Origin of the sequence: Cupriavidus sp. 2KB_3 (assembly GCF_052115685.1) — a bacterium.
Classification (GTDB): Bacteria; Pseudomonadota; Gammaproteobacteria; order Burkholderiales; family Burkholderiaceae; genus Cupriavidus; species Cupriavidus campinensis.
Window position 1 is genome coordinate 192,131 of sequence record NZ_JBFRHD010000002.1, and the last position, 15,781, is coordinate 207,911.

A 15,781-nucleotide genomic window follows, 5' to 3' on the forward strand; every position below is an offset into this window, starting at 1 on the left:
CGGAGAGGATATGCGGATTTCAGGGGCCGTGCCAGCCGGCTGGGCGGTCAGCGCCCAAACAATGCGGTGAGGGAGGCGACCGCCGCCGGCACGTCGCTGGCCTCGGTAATCGCCCGCACCACGGCGGCGCTGCCGACGCCCACATCGAGCACCTCGCGCAGGTTGCTCCCGTTGACCCCGCCAATGCCCACCAGCGCGGGCACCACCGGCTGCATCAGCGCCACATAGGCCCGGAAGCGGCCCATGCCCTGCGGCGCGGTCGGCATGACCTTGGTCGTGGTCGGGAAGATCGCCCCGAGCGCCAGATAGCTGGGGCCGATGGCGGCCACGCGCAGCATCTCGGCGTAGCCGTGCGTGGACACGCCCAGACGCAGCCCGGAGGCGCGAATCGCCTCGAGATCGGCCTCGTCGAGGTCTTCCTGGCCCAGATGGATGCCGTAGATGCCGCTGTCGCCACCCATCGCCGCATGGTGGTCGAGCGCCACGCGCCAGTGATCGTTGATGAACAGGCGCGACGGCTGGCCCTTGGCTGCCCTGGCCGCGCGGGCGACTTCGGCCTTGACCGCCGCCGAGTCGTCCGATTTGAAGCGCAGTTGCACGGTCGGCACGGCCAGCGGCACCAGCCGCTCGATCCAGTCCGCGCTTGGCACCACGGCGTACAGGCCGAGGTCCGGCGGGCACGGCGCGAACGGTTGGGGTGGATTGTCGGGCGAGGCCAGCGCCGCGTGGCGCACGCGCGGGAAGCGGGCGAAGTCGGTCGGCCAGTCCTGGCGGCCCGGCTGCCACGCGCGGGCGATGCACAGCGCGTCGTGGGCCGGGAAGTGCAGTGCCAGCGCGGCCAGCAGCACGGCCACGAAAGCCGGCGGGTGCGGCATATCGTCGTCGGTACGGTCGTCGGTACCGTCGTCGGCTTGGACGTCCAGCACCCAGGTGCCCATCGGCGAGCGCACGGTGTCGATCCAGCGGCCGCCCTCGCGGTCGGTCTCGATCAGCACGGCGCCGGCCGCAGTCAGTTGGGCGATGGTGTCTGCCGTGGCCTCGCCTTCGGCCAGCACCACGTCGTGGCGGCCCGGCGCGGCCGGGGCGTTGGCCAGCGGCCACGCACGCCACGGGGCGTCGTCATGGCCGAAGGTGGCGCCGAAGCGGGTGATCAGGGTGTCGAACAGCGCGGAGTCGATGGCCGCGGCCACGCCGGGGCGCGTCATGCGCGGTCCTCCGCGCCTTCGGCGTGCCAGAACGGCATGCCGACCACCGGCGTGCTGGCCTGCGCCACGTCACGTTCGGGCATCGGCCCGGCCAGATAGGCGGTGCGGCCAGCCTCCACGGCCAGCGCGAACGCGCGGGCCATATTCACCGGGTAGGCGGACTGCGCCACGGCGGTGTTCAGCAGCACGCCGTCATAGCCCCATTCCAGCACCTGCGCCGCGTGCGACGGCAGGCCCAGGCCGGCATCGACGATCAGCGGCGTGTCCGGGAGTCGGTCACGCAGCGTGCGCATGGCCAGCGGATTGGCGGCGCCCCGGCCCGTGCCGATCGGCGCGGCCCACGGCATCAGCGCCTGGCAGCCCACGTCCAGCAGGCGGCGGCACAACACCAGGTCCTCGGTGCAGTACGGCAGCACCTTGAAGCCTTCCTTGATCAGCGTCTCGGCCACGGCGGGCATGTTCAGCGTGTCCGGCTGGAGCGTGTAGTCGTCGCCGATCAGTTCCAGCTTGATCCAGTCGGTCTCGAAGACCTCGCGCGCCATCATCGCCGTGGTGATGACTTCCTGCGCCGTGAAGCAGCCGGCGGTGTTCGGCAGTACCGGTACGCCCAGCGCGCGCAGCATCTGCCAGAACGGCTGGCCGCCGAGCGTCTGGCCATCGCTGCCGTCGCCCTTGCCCACCGCGCTCTGGCGGCGCAGCGCCACCGTGATCATGGCGGGGCGGCTGGCTTCCACGGCCGCCTGCAGCGTGGCCGGCGACGGATAGCGCGCGGTACCGAGCAGCAGGCGCGAGGCGAAGGACTCGCCATAGAGCACGAACGGGTCGCGCAGGGTTTCAGCGGGTTCGAAAGTCATGATGGGTCAGCCTCCCGTCACGGGTTGCACGAGGTCAATGTGGTCGCCCGCCGCAAGCGGCGTGGCGGCATGGGCGGTGCGCGGCACGAACTGGCCGTTGACCGCCGCGGCGAACGGGGGCGCGATGGCAGCCGCCGTCACCGCGTCCGCCAGCGTGGCGGCCTCGGGCAGGTGCAGCAGCTTGCCGTTGAGCAGGATTTCCATGATCCGGGTGTCTTCCTAATGCAGCATGCTGCCCAATCCCGGCACCGCCGCGCCGCGCGCGTGGGCGGGCTCCTCGACGGACTGGATCAGGCCCGGCCAGCGCAGCGACGCCGGCACCGCGTGCGCGGCCGGGTCCCCGGCCAGCAACGCGCGCACCACGGCGCAGGCGGCCTCGGTCACGGCCGGCGCAATCAGCCAGCCATGCCGGTACAAGCCATTCACACGCACCACGCGCGCCTGCTGATCCACGCGGATCGCCGGCAGGTGGTCGGGCCGCGTGGGCCGGCGCTGCACGTTCAGCTCCAGCACGCGGGCCTCGCCAAACGCGGGGTGCAGCGAGTGCGCCGCCGAGAGCAGCTCCAGCGCGGAGCGCACGCTCATCGGCGAGTCGTCCTCGGACTCGATTTCGGTCGCGCCAATCACGTACAGGTCGTTCGGCTTGGGCGCGATATAGATGGGGTAGCGCGGATGCAGCAGGCGGACGGGCCGATGCAGCTTCACGTCGGGCGCATGCACGCGCACCACTTCGCCACGCAGGCCGCGCAGGCCGGGCTTGACCACGCCGGGCTCCGCCGTGGGATCGCACCACGCCTCGCGCGCGCCCAGGCCGCGGCAGTCCAGCACCACGTTGGCGCGGATGTCGAACTGAGGCAGCAGGTCGATATCGACATCGCCGGCCTCCCAGATGCAATGCACGCCTTCCTTGACCGCGCAGTCGAGCAGCGCGCGCAGCGCGCCACGGTTGTCCAGCTGGCCTTCGCCCTTGAGCAGCAGGCCCTGTGGGAAGCGCCCGGCCAGTTCCGGCTCCACGGCGGCCACGCCGGCGCCGTCCAGCACGGCCAGCCTCTCCCGCACCAGTTCCGGCGGCGCCACGGCGCGCATGCGGCCCGTGAACAGCGACACCTCGCTGCGGTCCCGCGCGTGCCAGACCACCAGCGTGCCGTCTTCCTGGAAGAACACGGGCTCGGGCAACTCCTGGAGCCAGGCACGCCACAGGTCGACGCTGGCGATGCCGAGATCGACGATACGCCGCTCCGCGATGGCCGACTCGGCCAGCGGGGCCAGCATGGCGGCGGCCACGTGGGCGGCCGCGCCGGTGCCGTCGGGGCCGTCACGCTCGACCAGCGCCACGCGGGCACCGGCGCGCACCAGCAGCCAGGCGCACAAACGCCCGGCCAGGCCGGCGCCAAGAATGGCGACATCGAAGGACTTTACTGCTGTCATGGGTATCTTCGCCGCGGGCGCCCGGGTGGAGGTGGCGCCGCGCGGTCTTTAGTTGAATTACGAGTAGATCTTGGAGCCGGACTTCACGAACTCGATCGATTTCTCCTCCATGCCGCGCTCGGCTGCGGGCAGCGATGCCGCGTAGTCGCGCACTTCCTGGGTGATCTTCATCGAGCAGAACTTCGGCCCGCACATCGAGCAGAAATGCGCGATCTTGGCGCCCTCGGCCGGCAGCGTGGCATCGTGGTACGAGCGCGCGCGCTCCGGATCGAGGCCCAGGTTGAACTGGTCTTCCCAGCGGAACTCGAAGCGGGCCTTGGACAGCGCATTATCGCGCAGCTGCGCGCCGGGCCAGCCCTTGGCGAGGTCGGCGGCGTGGGCGGCGATCTTGTACGTGATGATGCCCTCGCGCACGTCTTCCTTGTCCGGCAGCCCCAGGTGCTCCTTGGGCGTGACGTAGCACAGCATGGCCGTGCCCATCCAGCCGATGTTGGCCGCGCCGATGCCGCTGGTGATGTGGTCGTAGCCGGGGGCGATGTCCGTCACGAGCGGTCCGAGGGTGTAGAACGGGGCCTCGTAGCAGTGCTTGAGTTCCTCGTCCATATTGGCCTGGATGCGCTGGAGCGGCACGTGGCCCGGGCCCTCGATCATCACCTGCACGTCATGCTTCCACGCCTTGGCGGTCAGCTCGCCCAGGGTGCGCAGCTCGCCGAACTGGGCGTCGTCGTTGGAGTCCGCGATGCAGCCCGGACGCAGGCCGTCGCCGAGGCTGAACGACACGTCGTAGGCCTTCATGATTTCGCAGATCTCGTCGAAATGCGTGTACAGGAAGTTTTCCTTGTGGTGCGCCAGGCACCACTTGGCCATGATCGAGCCGCCGCGCGAGACGATACCCGTCACCCGGTCGGCCGTCATCGGCACGTAGCGCAGCAGCACGCCGGCGTGGATCGTGAAGTAGTCCACGCCCTGCTCGGCCTGCTCGATCAGCGTGTCGCGGAACATCTCCCAGGTCAGGTCCTCGGCGATGCCGCCGGTCTTGTCCAGCGCCTGGTAGATCGGCACCGTGCCGATGGGTACCGGCGAGTTGCGCAGAATCCACTCGCGGGTCTCGTGGATGTGCTTGCCGGTGGAGAGATCCATGATGGTGTCGGCGCCCCAGCGGATCGACCAGACCATCTTTTCCACTTCCTCGGCCAGCGAGGACGTCACGGCCGAATTGCCGAGGTTGCCGTTGATCTTGACGCGGAAGTTGCGGCCGATGGCCATCGGCTCCAGTTCCGTGTGGTTGATGTTGGCGGGGATGATGGCGCGGCCGGCGGCGATTTCCTTGCGCACGAATTCCGGGGTCATGTCCTCGGGGCGCAGCGGCAGGTTCGCGCCGAGCGCGTTGCCCGGATGCTGGCGCAGCAGGGCCTTGTACTCGGGCTTGTCGTAGAGCGCCTGGAGGTTCAGCGACTCGCGCAGCGCCACGTATTCCATTTCCGGCGTGATGATGCCCTGGCGCGCGTAGTGCATCTGCGACACATTGGCACCCGCCTTGGCACGGCGCGGGTTGGTCAGCTGGGCAAAGCGCAGGTGCGCCGTGGCCGGGTCGTTGGCGCGGTCGCGGCCATATTCGGACGACAGGCCCGGCAGCACCTCGGTGTCGCCGCGCTCCTCGATCCAGCGGGTGCGCACGCCGGGCAGGCCGGCCTTCAGGTCGATATGGATGTCCGGGTCGCTGTACGGGCCCGAGGTGTCGTAGACGGGGATCGGCGGATTCGCCATCTCGCCCTTGTCGGTGCGCGTGGACGTCTGCAGGATCGTGCGCAGCGGCACGCGCAGGTCCGGACGGCTGCCGGTCAGGTAGGTCTTGCTGGAAGCCGGATAGGCGAATTTCTGGTCGAGATCGCTCTCGAGCGATTCAAACGATGCGGCGGGGGCAGTGCGGGCCATGGGTGTCGTCCTCTCTCTTGCGGGGGATGGACGAAACCAGGAGCCCTGTGAGCCCGCTGCGCGGCAGAGCCGGCGGCGAGGTCCCGTTGCGGGACAGGAGCTGTTCGGTATTCAGTGAAACTTCCCACGCCGGTACTAGCCGGATCGGGTTCGAAGGGACTCTCTCAGCCGCACGGCCCATCCGTACGGCACCCCTGTTTCATCCAACGGGGTGAATTTAAGCACAAGCCCCCGCCCGGCGCCACCCGGAATTTTGTTGCGACTGCCGTGCGCGAAGGTATCGACTGGCCGATGTTGCACTGCACGATGGCCGACGATGTAGCGACCTCGACCATTTTTGCCCGGGAATGCGCGCGTTTCCCGAACGCGGCAGTTGCCGTACCATCGGCCGTACCATCGACGCAGCCCGCCCGATTGCCAAGGAGCCGCCATGTCTGCCGTGCCCGATTCCTCCGCCGCGACCCACGCCGTGTTCAATCAGGTGCCGGACCTCTCCGGCTACAACCTGTTCGAGACCGACCCCGGCCTGCGGGCCACGCTGGAACGGCTGGGCGGGGGATGGCACGCCGGCGCGCTCGGGGCCTTCGGCGCCCGGCTCGGCGATCCCCAGGTACAGGCGTGGGCCGCCGACGCCAACCGGCTGACGCCGGAACTCCACACCCACAGCCGCACCGGCGAGCGCATCGATGCGGTGAGCTTCCATCCGTCCTGGCACGCCCTGCTCGGCCTGCTGCGCGGTCAGCAACTGCAGGCCCTGCCCTTCGCCCAGCCGCGCCCGGGTGCGTGGGCCGCGCGCACCGCCGGCTACTTCCTCCAGGCCCAGGTGGAATCGGGCTCGCTCTGCCCCACCACCATGACGCTGGCCAGCATTCCGGTGCTGCGCAAGGAACCCGCGCTGTTCCGCGACCTGGAACCCCGGCTGTATTCGACCGAGCACGACGCCCGCGACCTGCCCTGGCGCGACAAGACCGCCGTGATGATCGGCATGGGCATGACCGAGAAGCAGGGCGGCTCCGACGTGCGCGCCAACACCACCGTCGCCCTGCCGGTGCGCGGCGAGGGCCGGGGCGCCGAGTACGCGCTGACGGGCCACAAGTGGTTCTTCTCCGCACCGATGTGCGACGCCCATCTGGTCGTGGCGCGCATGGGCGGGCCCGAGGGCCCGCTCTCGTGCTTCTTCGTGCCGCGCTTCCGCGACGACGGCAGCAAGAACCCGATCGAGATCCAGCGCCTCAAGGACAAGCTCGGCAACCGCTCCAACGCGAGCAGCGAGGTCGAGTTCCGGGGCGCCACGGGCATCCTGATTGGCGAGGAAGGGCGCGGTATCCCCACCATCATCGAGATGGCCACCAACACCCGGCTCGACTGCGTGATCGGCAGCGCGGCGCTGCTGCGCGCGGCGCTGGTGCAGTCGCTCCATCACGCGCGCCACCGCATGGCGTTCGGCAAGCTGCTGGCCGACCAGCCGCTGATGCGCAACGTGCTGGCCGACCTCGCCCTGGAGTCCGAAGCCGCCACGCAGATGATGATGGCCCTCGCCCACGCCTTCGAGCATGCCGAGGACGACCCGCTCGCCGCCGCGTGGAAGCGCGTGGTCACGCCCGCCGCCAAGTTCTGGATCTGCAAACGTGCGCTGGAAGCCACTGGCGAGGCCATGGAGGTCTGGGGCGGCAACGGCTACGTCGAGGAAGGCCCGATGGCGCGGCTCTACCGCGAAGCGCCGGTCAATTCGATCTGGGAAGGCTCGGGCAACGTGATGTGCCTGGACGTGCTGCGCGCGCTGCAACGCAACCCCGACGATGGCGCGCGGATCCTGCACGAACTGGCGCGGCTTTCCAACGGCAACGCGGCCGTGCGCGCGGAACTTGCGTCGCTGCAGGCCATGCTGCGCGAACCGGCCGAGCAACTCGAAGCGAGCGGCCGACGCTTCGCGCAGGGCCTGGTGCTGACCGCGCAGGCCGCGCTGATGATCGCGCATGCGGACTCGGAATCGGCCGAACTGTTCGTCGCCAGCCGCCTCGGGCGGCAGCACGGCCGCGTGTTCGGCACGCTGGATGCCGATACCGTCACATTGCAACGCGTGGCCAAGCGGACGTGGCCGGTCTGATTCCTATAGAGCGGCAAGCGCAGGAGTCGCCGCTGGCACGACCGACATCGCCACGATATCGCGCGGCGACAAATAGCCGCCATTGCCGACCATCATGAATCCCGCCCGCGAGTCATGCACATATTCGTCGAAGAAGCGGATGAGATTGGGCGACAGGTCGGGCGGGTTGCTCCACGCCTCGAAGTAGGCGGATTCCCTTTCGCTCAGCACCGGCGGCGCGCGATGTTCGTGTTCGTAGCGCATCGCCAGATGCCAGCGATAGGTATCGGGATACCGGCGCTGCATATCGGCGACCCAGGCGCGATCCGCCAGTTGCGCGGCATCGCGTTCGAGATAGGCGTAGGACTTCCGGATCCGGTCCATCTCCGCATCGCCGCCGATATTCGAGGCTTGACACCGACTATAGACATCGCACGGGCTGGTCTTGTAGCGGGATTTCAACCACCCGTAGTACAGCCGCACATGGGCCAATATCTGCGCCTCGCGTGATTCGTGGGTCGGGATGGCCGCCATATATTCGTCGTACAGGGCTTTCAGGTCCGCGCTGTATTCGAAGAGCGCATGAACATCCGGAGTCAGGAGCAGGGGCGGCGTAAATGGCACGCCGGCAATGGCCGCCTCCAGCCGCATGCGATTCAGCGGAATGCGGGCCAGCATGTCGGATCTCCCCTGGTCGTCAGGCCGATATCCGCCGCCCACGTCGGAATGCACGCCCGGCATGGCGATTTCCTCGCAGTGCTTGAGACCGGCATCGACGGGCGTCAGCGGGAAAAAGGACCGCAGTTCGTGCGTGGCGTAGTGATGGACGCAGCGTTCCACCTGCTCGGGAATGGACATCCACATGTCCGGATGCAGGTTTTTTCCCGGCAGGCCGACCGATTCGACGGTATCGAAAAGGCCCAGGAACCGGATATGCAGCGGTGCGGATTCGCCGTCTAGGGCAGTCTCGCAAGGCCAGTGGAGTATGCCATCGCGCATTTCGCACTTTTGGATCAGGCGGTTGACGAAGGCCCGCGCCAGGGCGGCGCCTCGGGAAAATCCGAAAACGGCGATGTCGATGCGCGTGACGCGGTGGGTGTATTTGAGGAGGTCGACCAAATCAGCTTGTGCAGTGGCCAGTCGAATGTCGGCGCCAAGTCCTGCTCCGCCGCCAAGCGCCTCGCTATCGCGGACCATTTCAAGCCAACTTGCGTTGCTCGGAGCGAGCGGGGTGCCAACACCTGGATAATATAGGCGAGAAACTTTAGGAGTTTCTTCGCTATGCCCCTCGTAAAGCCTCGCAATATTTGAAAATTTATTTAAAGGCCTGTCGATATCCATGTTGTTGCCCGTCCCATCAAAGAAGAAACTGACCCATGGACGCTGCTCGCATGTCGAGCAGGTCACAAAATCGTCTGGGTAAAGAATAGTGGCGGTTTTCAGGGCCCGAAAAAATGTATCGTGGCAATCTTGAATCCAATCCTGCATCACTCCCCCTTACGCCGCATGAGCCGTTTTCCGGAGAACGCAGCGTCAGTGCGTGGATTGGCCGGATGAAATTTCTCCCTTTGTATAAACTCCGCCTCAATCTCGTGACCTTCGAAGAATCGGATAATTAGATACCCTTTCGCATTTGCCTTACTGGGGGCCTCACCGATAATAATGACGTCTTTGCTGTACGTTTTCCACTGCGGACGCAGATCATGAAAGTCCCCAACCTGCCATTCAACCTTGATAGATCGGCCTACACCGGGTAGCCATACGCAGCAGCCACCGGTACCTGCACTTCCCCAGGAAAAGGGCTTCACTTGACCACCGCCAATACCATAGGGCTCACCGCTAAGCTTCATGATTGAGTAGCGATGGATGTAATCTTCCGTGTAGTTAACCGATTTTGCGCGGGCATCGATAGAATTATCTGGCGCAACAGCGCACCCACTAATCGCGACTGCAATGGCAAGTATTGCCGACGATCGGACAACCCGTCTCGACACACTGATATATAAAACCTGACAATCTGACGCCCTTCGGGCCGTCAGCAACGCAGATGGACGAGGCATCCGTGGCAAGAAAAATCCGAGAAAAGATGAATGCCGCCTCATGAAATACCCCTCCTTTGCGATACGCACATGCGCAAGAGGCATATCAGGCCCTTTCAGATCCGATTAAACAATCGTAAAAATGTGATTTTTGATATCTCAGGGGATCTCAGCGCAGTGGGGGCATGGCCGGACATCGCACGCCGGTTGCTGCGGCGCATCGAAAATCCCTTCAACCCGTCAGAAACCGGTCGTAAACGTTGAGGTGACGGGCTACGAGCCTGCCTGCACTTCAGTCGCCACCAACGAGCACTGCGATAAAGCATGTGCCGTCCACACCCCATGAATATCACCCAACGCCTGCTTCTTACGCTTTCCATCGCCGTACTCTCGCTGCTGTTCCTCGGAATCGGCGGCATCTGGCAACTCAACCAAGCCGAGAAACGACTCGAGTACTTCAACTCGAACACGCTGGCCAGTGTGCGACACCTGAATATCATCAGCGACGCCGTGGCCGGTCTGCGCGTGAGCCTGTACCGCCATGCGGTCACCGATGACGCCGCGGCCAAGAAGGAGGCCGAAGCCGACATCGACAAGGCCAGGAAGCGCCTCGACGAAATGGCGGCGCTGTACGCCCGCGAGGATATCTCGGACGAGACCGACAGCAAGATGCTGGAATCCGGCAAATCCGCCATCAAGCGGTTCGTCGACCAGTTCCCCGCCTTCCTCGATCGGTCCAACAACAACGACCATAATGCGGTCCAGCAAATGCTGACGCCCGGCAGCGAGCTGTTCCAGGCATCGGCGGCGCTGCGCAATGCCATCGACGAACACATCGCGTACAACACCAAGCTCGGCGACGACGCCGTGGTGGCGAACAAGGCGCAGCACACCCGCACCGTGTGGACGTTCGTGAGCGTCATCGTCGCCGTCGTGGCGTTCACCGTCTTCATGGCCGTGTCGCTGTATCGCCGCATCAGGCACAGCCTGGCCGATATCCAGGGCACGCTGGAACACGTGAGCCAGACGCTGGACCTGGATCATCGCGCGTCGGTGGCGCGGATGGACGAGATCGGCCAGACCGCGCAATCGTTCAACACGCTGATCGAGCGCGTGGCGCAGACCCTGCGCGAGGTGCGCCAGTCCACCGATTCCGTCAGCGTGGCCGCCGGGCAGATCGCGGCCGGCAATGTGGACCTGTCGTCGCGCACGGAGCAGCAGGCGGCGTCACTGGAGGAAACCGCGTCGAGCATGGAAGAACTGACCACCACCGTGCGCCAGAACGCCGAAAACGCGCGCCAGGCCAGTTCGCTGGCCGCCAATGCCGCCGAGGTGGCCGACGCCGGCAACCAGGCCGTGCAGCAGATGGTGGATACGATGGGCGCCATCAGCGGCAGTTCCGAGCGCATCGCCGAGATCACCAACCTGATCGAGGGCATCGCCTTCCAGACCAATATCCTCGCGCTGAACGCCGCCGTGGAAGCGGCCCGCGCCGGCGAGCAGGGCCGTGGCTTCGCGGTCGTGGCCGGCGAGGTGCGCAGCCTGGCGCAGCGCTCGTCCAGCGCCGCCAAGGAAATCAAGGAGTTGATCGAGGCCTCGGTGACCACCGTGCGCACCGGCTCGGCCCAGGCCGAAGGCGTGGGCGGCACGATGACCGAGATCCGCCAGGCCGTGAAGCGCGTGTCGGACATCATCGCGGAGATCGCCGCCGCCTCGCAGGAGCAGAGCGCCGGCATCGAGCAGGTGGGCCACGCGGTGGGCCAGATGGATCAGGTCACGCAGCAGAACGCCGCGCTGGTCGAGGAAGCCGCCGCCGCCGCCCAGTCCCTGGACGAGCAGGCCGGCAAGCTGCGCGAGTGCGTGGGGCAGTTCCGGATGGCCGGCTGATCAATCCGCCATCAGTCCGCCATCAGTCCGCCGCCACGCCGGCCACGGTCTCCCGGATGCGCAGCGTCACGCGCGGCGCATAGCGGATCAGGTCGTGGGCGCGCTCGCCGATCATGATGGCGGGCGCGTTGGTATTGCCGCCGACCAGCGTCGGCATGATCGACGCATCGACCACGCGCAGCCCCTCCACGCCGCGCACCCGTAGCTGCGGGTCCACCACGGCCAGCGGGTCCATGCCCATGCGGCAGGTGCCCACCGGGTGGTAGATGGTGTCCGCATGGCGGCGGATCAGGGCGCGCACGGCGTCATCGTCGCTGCCATCGAGCCGCAGGTCCGCCGAATACAGTTCCCGCCCGCCAAACGCGGCCAGCGGGGGCTGGTCGAAAATGGCGCGCACGATGCGCAGCCCGGTGACCATCCCCTCCATGTCTTGGGGATCGGACAAATAGCGCGGATCGATGGCCGGCGCCTCGCGCATGTCCGCCGAGGCCAGCCGCACCACGCCCCGGCTGCGCGGCCGCAGCAGGCACACATGGCAGGAATAGCCATGCCCGCGATTGACGCGGCGCATGTGGTTGTCCGCCATCCCCACCACGAAATGCAGTTGCAGATCTGGTTCGTCGAGGTCCGGACGGCTGCGCACGAAGGCACCCGCCTCGGCGAAATTCGAGGTCATCATGCCGGCGTTCTCGCGGCGGTAGCGCCGCATCTCGGCCAGCAGCCGCCAGGCCCCCGCCAGCGAGACGCCGAACAGCGCCGTGGCCGCCACGCGCTTGTGCAGGATCACGTCGAGATGGTCCTGGAGGTTCTCGCCCACGCCGGGCAGGTCGTGCACCACGGCCACGCCGTGCCCGCGCAGGTGCGCCGCCGGGCCGATGCCGGACGCCATCAGCAACTGCGGCGAGCCGAACGCACCGGCGCTGACGATGACTTCGCGGCGCGCGCGCAGCACCACTTCGGCCCCATCGCGCCGGGCCAGCACCCCCACCGCGCGGCGCCCTTCGAACAGGATGCGCAACACCTGCGTGCCGGTGAGCACATGCAGGTGCGAGCGCCCGCCGTTGCAGGCGCGGTCGCGCACGTTGCCGCCGTGCAGGTAGGCGCGCGCGGCGTTCCAGCGCTCGCCGTTGTGCTGGGTCACCTGATACCAGCCCACGCCCTCCTGCTCGTCGCCATTGAAATCGTCGTTGCGGGGCAGGCCGGCCAGTTCGGCGGCATCGATGAAATGCTGGCCGAAGGGGTTGGGCGAGCACAGGTCGCTGACGTGGAGGGGGCCGGTGCCGCCGTGCAGCGGATCGTCGTCGTGGCCGGCCACGCGGGCGTTGCATTCGGCGCGGCGGAAGACGGGCAGGACGTCGTCCCACGACCAGCCGTCGCAGCCGGCGGCGGCCCAGCCGTCGTAGTCAGCCGGGCGGCCCCGCATATAGATCATGGCGTTGATCGACGATGACCCGCCCAGGCCCCGGCCGCGCGGCTGGTAGCCGCGCCGGCCATCCAGCCCGGCCTGCGGCACCGTCTCGTAGCCGTAGTTGCGGCGGCCGGCGCGCGGCAGCATCGCGCCGCAGCCGGCGGGTGTGCGCACCAGCACATGGTGATCGTGGCCGCCGGTTTCGAGCAGGCCGATGGAGTCGGTGCCGCTGTCGGCCAGCCGGCCGGCGAGCGCGCAGCCGGCCGAGCCGGCCCCCACGACGAGATAGTCAAAGATCGCTTCCATCTGTCTCCCCGCCTGCCTGTGTTCCCGGGCCACCGCGAAAATCCAGTGTAGGCGCTGGGGCCGGCGGAATGAAGCCGGGAACGACCCGCGCCGGCACGCAGCGTTTGGGGGCCGTCCTCCATTGCGGGAACGAGGCGGCTGGCTTATGGTGCGCGATGGTGCGCGATGGCCTTGCGCCATCCCCCCGATGCAGCCCCCGGACAGCCCCCGGACAGCCAGGAGACCGCCAGATGAGAGAAGTTCCCGCCATGTCATCGGTGTTCGGCGCCATGCGCGCGGCGTCGCGGCACGACCAGACCCCGCCGTGGGACGTCCGCGCGGACCGCCTGCGCCGGCTGCGGCAGCTCGTGAAGACCCACCACGACGCCATCGCCACCGCCATCAGCGCCGACTTCACCAACCGGCCACCGCAGGAAACCGCGCTGCTGGAGGTATTCCCAAGCCTGGCCGGCATCGATGACGCACTGCGGCACGGCCGGCGCTGGATGCGCGTGCGCCGCGCCCGCACCGGCCTGTGGTTCCTGCCGGGCCGCTCGCGCCTGATGCCGCAGCCGCTCGGCGTGGTGGGCGTGGTGGTGCCGTGGAACTATCCGCTCTACCTCACCGTGGGGCCGCTCACCGGCGCGCTGGTGGCCGGCAACCGGGCCATGGTCAAGCTGTCCGAATACACGCCGCGCTTCTCGGCGCTGTTCGCCCAGCTGGTGCAGGCCAGCTTCGCGCCGGACGAGATATCGGTCATCAACGGCGATGCCGAGGTCGCCGCCACCTTCAGCGCCCTGCCGTTCGACCACCTGCTGTTCACCGGCTCGACCAACGTCGGCCATCACGTGATGCGCGCTGCCGCCGCCAACCTCACACCGGTGACACTGGAGCTGGGCGGGAAGTCGCCGGCCATCATCGGTCCGCATGCCGATTTCGACCACGCCGTGGAACGCATCGTGGTGGGCAAGCTGCTCAACGCCGGCCAGACCTGCATCGCCCCGGACTACGTGCTGGTGCCCGAGCACCAGCACGAGCGCTTTGCCGAGACCGCGCGCCGCTGCGTGAACCGCCTCTATCCAGATCTGACCCGCAACCCCGACTACACCAGCATCATCAGCCCGCGCCACTTTGGCCGGCTGGTGTCGATGATCGACGCCGCGCGCGCAGCCGGCGCCAGCGTGGTGCCGCTGACCGACGCCACGCCGGATGCCGACGCGCGCCGCCTGCCGCCCGTGCTGCTGACGAACGTGCCCGGCGATGTGATGGCGATGCAGGAGGAGATTTTCGGGCCGGTGCTGCCCGTGGTGACCTATCGCACCGTGGACGAGGCCATCGGCTTCGTCAATGCGCGGCCCCGGCCGCTGGCGCTCTATCTGTTCGACCGGCGCCGCGACGTGGTGGACCACGTGATGCGCCAGACCGTGGCCGGCGGCGTCACCATCAACGACACGCTGTTCCATATCGCCCAGGACGACCTGCCGTTCGGCGGCGTGGGCCCGAGCGGCATGGGCGTGTACCACGGCCGGGCCGGCTTCGAGACCTTCTCCAAGCTCAAGCCGGTGTTCCATCAGGCCGGGCTGAACGGCGCCGGCCTGCTGCGGCCGCCTTACGGCAAGCGTTTCGCGTCGATGCTGAAGCTGTTGTTGCGCTGAATCGGGTCCGCTCGGGGACCGTCATGCACGCTCAGGCCGCCAGCATCGGCTTGCCGAGCATGCGCGCCAGCACCGCCTCGGGCGAGTGGGTGTGGTCGCTGATGGCTGCCGGATCGAGGTAGATGGTCTGCTCCATCATCGCCCGGCCGCGCATGGCGGCGTGGAGCAACTGGTCGCTGAACACGATCCAGGTGGCGCCGGGCGGGAAGTGGAACTCCTGCTGCGGCACGGTCTTCTGGTAGTCCAGGTCGGCCTTGGCCAGGTCGTGCAGCTGGAGCATGCGGTGGTCGTACTCGGACCGCGTGCGCTTGGTGATGTGGAGCTGCTTCATCAGCCACGCCTGCCCCGGCCACATGCCGCGCGTCTTCGGCACGAAACGGGCGGCGAAGTCCGCGAACGGCTCGCCCACGCGCCACACGCGCGGCGCGGCGGGGTCGATGTTGTGGAACACGCGCAGCAGGCGCTTGCCCAGCATCGGATTGGACGGGAAGGAATCCACGTGCAGGCGGGTGTCGTCCTTGCGCCAGCTCACCGGCCGGCCGGCGATCTCGCTGGGCCGCAGCGAGGTGCCCGCACGCGTCATATGCGTCACATATTCCGGGAACAGCGTGTGGATCAGCGTCTCGCTGGCGTCCGCATAGCGGCGGATCAGCGCGTAGAGATCGGCCAGGTCCTGCTCGCTGCCCACGGCACCGCGCACGGCGCGGTCATCGGCGCGCAGGTTGATGTTCTTCGACTTGCCGTCGGACCAGCGGGCATCGAGAAAGCGCTCCTCGCCAGGCTGGAAGCGGAAATTCAGGTTCGGGAAGTACAGCACGGCGCCCTGCTCCAGCTGGCGGCGCAGGTCGGCGCGCACCTCGGGGGTGACGTCGGGCGCCCATTCGGTATAGGGCTGCGTGCGGATCAGGTTCAGCGGGGTCGTCATGGCGTTGGCGTGGAGGTCCGGTTGCCCCGGATTCTACTCCGCGGCCAGCGTGGTGCCACGTGGCGCCCAGATAA

General features: G+C 67.7%; 12 protein-coding genes and 1 riboswitch. Of the genes, 3 read left to right on the forward strand and 9 right to left on the reverse strand.

The features are described 5' to 3' along the window. Positions 1-47 precede the first annotated feature (47 nt). The 5 genes from AB4120_RS02675 to thiC are packed head-to-tail and all read right to left on the reverse strand — an operon-like array spanning position 48 to position 5,422. Positions 48-1,205, reverse strand: coding sequence for a thiamine phosphate synthase (locus AB4120_RS02675; RefSeq protein ID WP_149136877.1), 1,158 nt, complete (start codon positions 1,203-1,205; stop codon positions 48-50). Further along, positions 1,202-2,059, reverse strand: coding sequence for a thiazole synthase (locus AB4120_RS02680; protein WP_144199129.1), 858 nt, complete (start codon positions 2,057-2,059; stop codon positions 1,202-1,204). The genes AB4120_RS02675 and AB4120_RS02680 overlap by 4 nt, the downstream gene beginning before the upstream one ends. A 6-nt stretch (positions 2,060-2,065) precedes the next feature. After that, positions 2,066-2,263 carry a sulfur carrier protein ThiS gene (gene thiS, locus AB4120_RS02685; RefSeq protein ID WP_149136878.1) on the reverse strand — a complete coding sequence of 66 codons (198 nt, stop codon included), beginning with the start codon at positions 2,261-2,263 and terminating at the stop codon, positions 2,066-2,068. 15 nt (positions 2,264-2,278) lie between these two features. Then, positions 2,279-3,487: an FAD-dependent oxidoreductase gene (locus AB4120_RS02690; protein ID WP_149136879.1), complete on the reverse strand. Its 1,209-nt coding sequence runs from the start codon at positions 3,485-3,487 to the stop codon at positions 2,279-2,281. A gap of 57 nt (positions 3,488-3,544) precedes the next feature. Then, positions 3,545-5,422: a phosphomethylpyrimidine synthase ThiC gene (gene thiC / locus AB4120_RS02695; protein ID WP_144199135.1), complete on the reverse strand. Its 1,878-nt coding sequence runs from the start codon at positions 5,420-5,422 to the stop codon at positions 3,545-3,547. 104 nt (positions 5,423-5,526) lie between these two features. Further along, positions 5,527-5,628, reverse strand: a riboswitch (TPP riboswitch). Between the two features lie 224 nt (positions 5,629-5,852). On the opposite strand from thiC, the gene AB4120_RS02700 reads away from it, so the two are divergent. Continuing rightward, positions 5,853-7,529 carry an acyl-CoA dehydrogenase family protein gene (locus AB4120_RS02700; protein WP_149136880.1) on the forward strand — a complete coding sequence of 559 codons (1,677 nt, stop codon included), beginning with the start codon at positions 5,853-5,855 and terminating at the stop codon, positions 7,527-7,529. A 3-nt stretch (positions 7,530-7,532) separates the two neighbouring features. On the opposite strand, the gene AB4120_RS02705 is transcribed toward AB4120_RS02700, so the two are convergent. Together AB4120_RS02705 and AB4120_RS02710 are read right to left on the reverse strand one after the other, a co-directional pair. Then, positions 7,533-8,996 carry a T6SS phospholipase effector Tle1-like catalytic domain-containing protein gene (locus AB4120_RS02705; protein ID WP_149136881.1) on the reverse strand — a complete coding sequence of 488 codons (1,464 nt, stop codon included), beginning with the start codon at positions 8,994-8,996 and terminating at the stop codon, positions 7,533-7,535. Continuing rightward, the gene (locus AB4120_RS02710; protein ID WP_187645093.1) at positions 8,996-9,610 is read right to left on the reverse strand and encodes a DUF3304 domain-containing protein; all 615 of its coding nucleotides are present in this window, start codon (positions 9,608-9,610) and stop codon (positions 8,996-8,998) included. The genes AB4120_RS02705 and AB4120_RS02710 overlap by 1 nt, the downstream gene beginning before the upstream one ends. Before the next feature lie 279 nt (positions 9,611-9,889). Here AB4120_RS02710 and AB4120_RS02715 point away from each other — a divergent pair, with 279 nt between their 5' ends. Further along, positions 9,890-11,434, forward strand: coding sequence for a methyl-accepting chemotaxis protein (locus AB4120_RS02715; RefSeq protein WP_149136883.1), 1,545 nt, complete (start codon positions 9,890-9,892; stop codon positions 11,432-11,434). A 22-nt stretch (positions 11,435-11,456) separates the two neighbouring features. Here AB4120_RS02715 and AB4120_RS02720 read toward each other — a convergent pair whose 3' ends face one another. Continuing rightward, positions 11,457-13,148, reverse strand: coding sequence for a GMC family oxidoreductase (locus tag AB4120_RS02720; protein ID WP_149136884.1), 1,692 nt, complete (start codon positions 13,146-13,148; stop codon positions 11,457-11,459). 230 nt (positions 13,149-13,378) lie between these two features. Between AB4120_RS02720 and AB4120_RS02725 the strand changes: the two genes are divergently transcribed. Next, entirely contained in the window at positions 13,379-14,782 is a 1,404-nt protein-coding gene (locus AB4120_RS02725; protein WP_149136885.1) for a coniferyl aldehyde dehydrogenase, read from the forward strand. A 31-nt stretch (positions 14,783-14,813) separates the two neighbouring features. On the opposite strand, the gene AB4120_RS02730 is transcribed toward AB4120_RS02725, so the two are convergent. Next, positions 14,814-15,707 carry a Kdo hydroxylase family protein gene (locus AB4120_RS02730; RefSeq protein WP_149136886.1) on the reverse strand — a complete coding sequence of 298 codons (894 nt, stop codon included), beginning with the start codon at positions 15,705-15,707 and terminating at the stop codon, positions 14,814-14,816. Positions 15,708-15,781 lie beyond the last annotated feature (74 nt).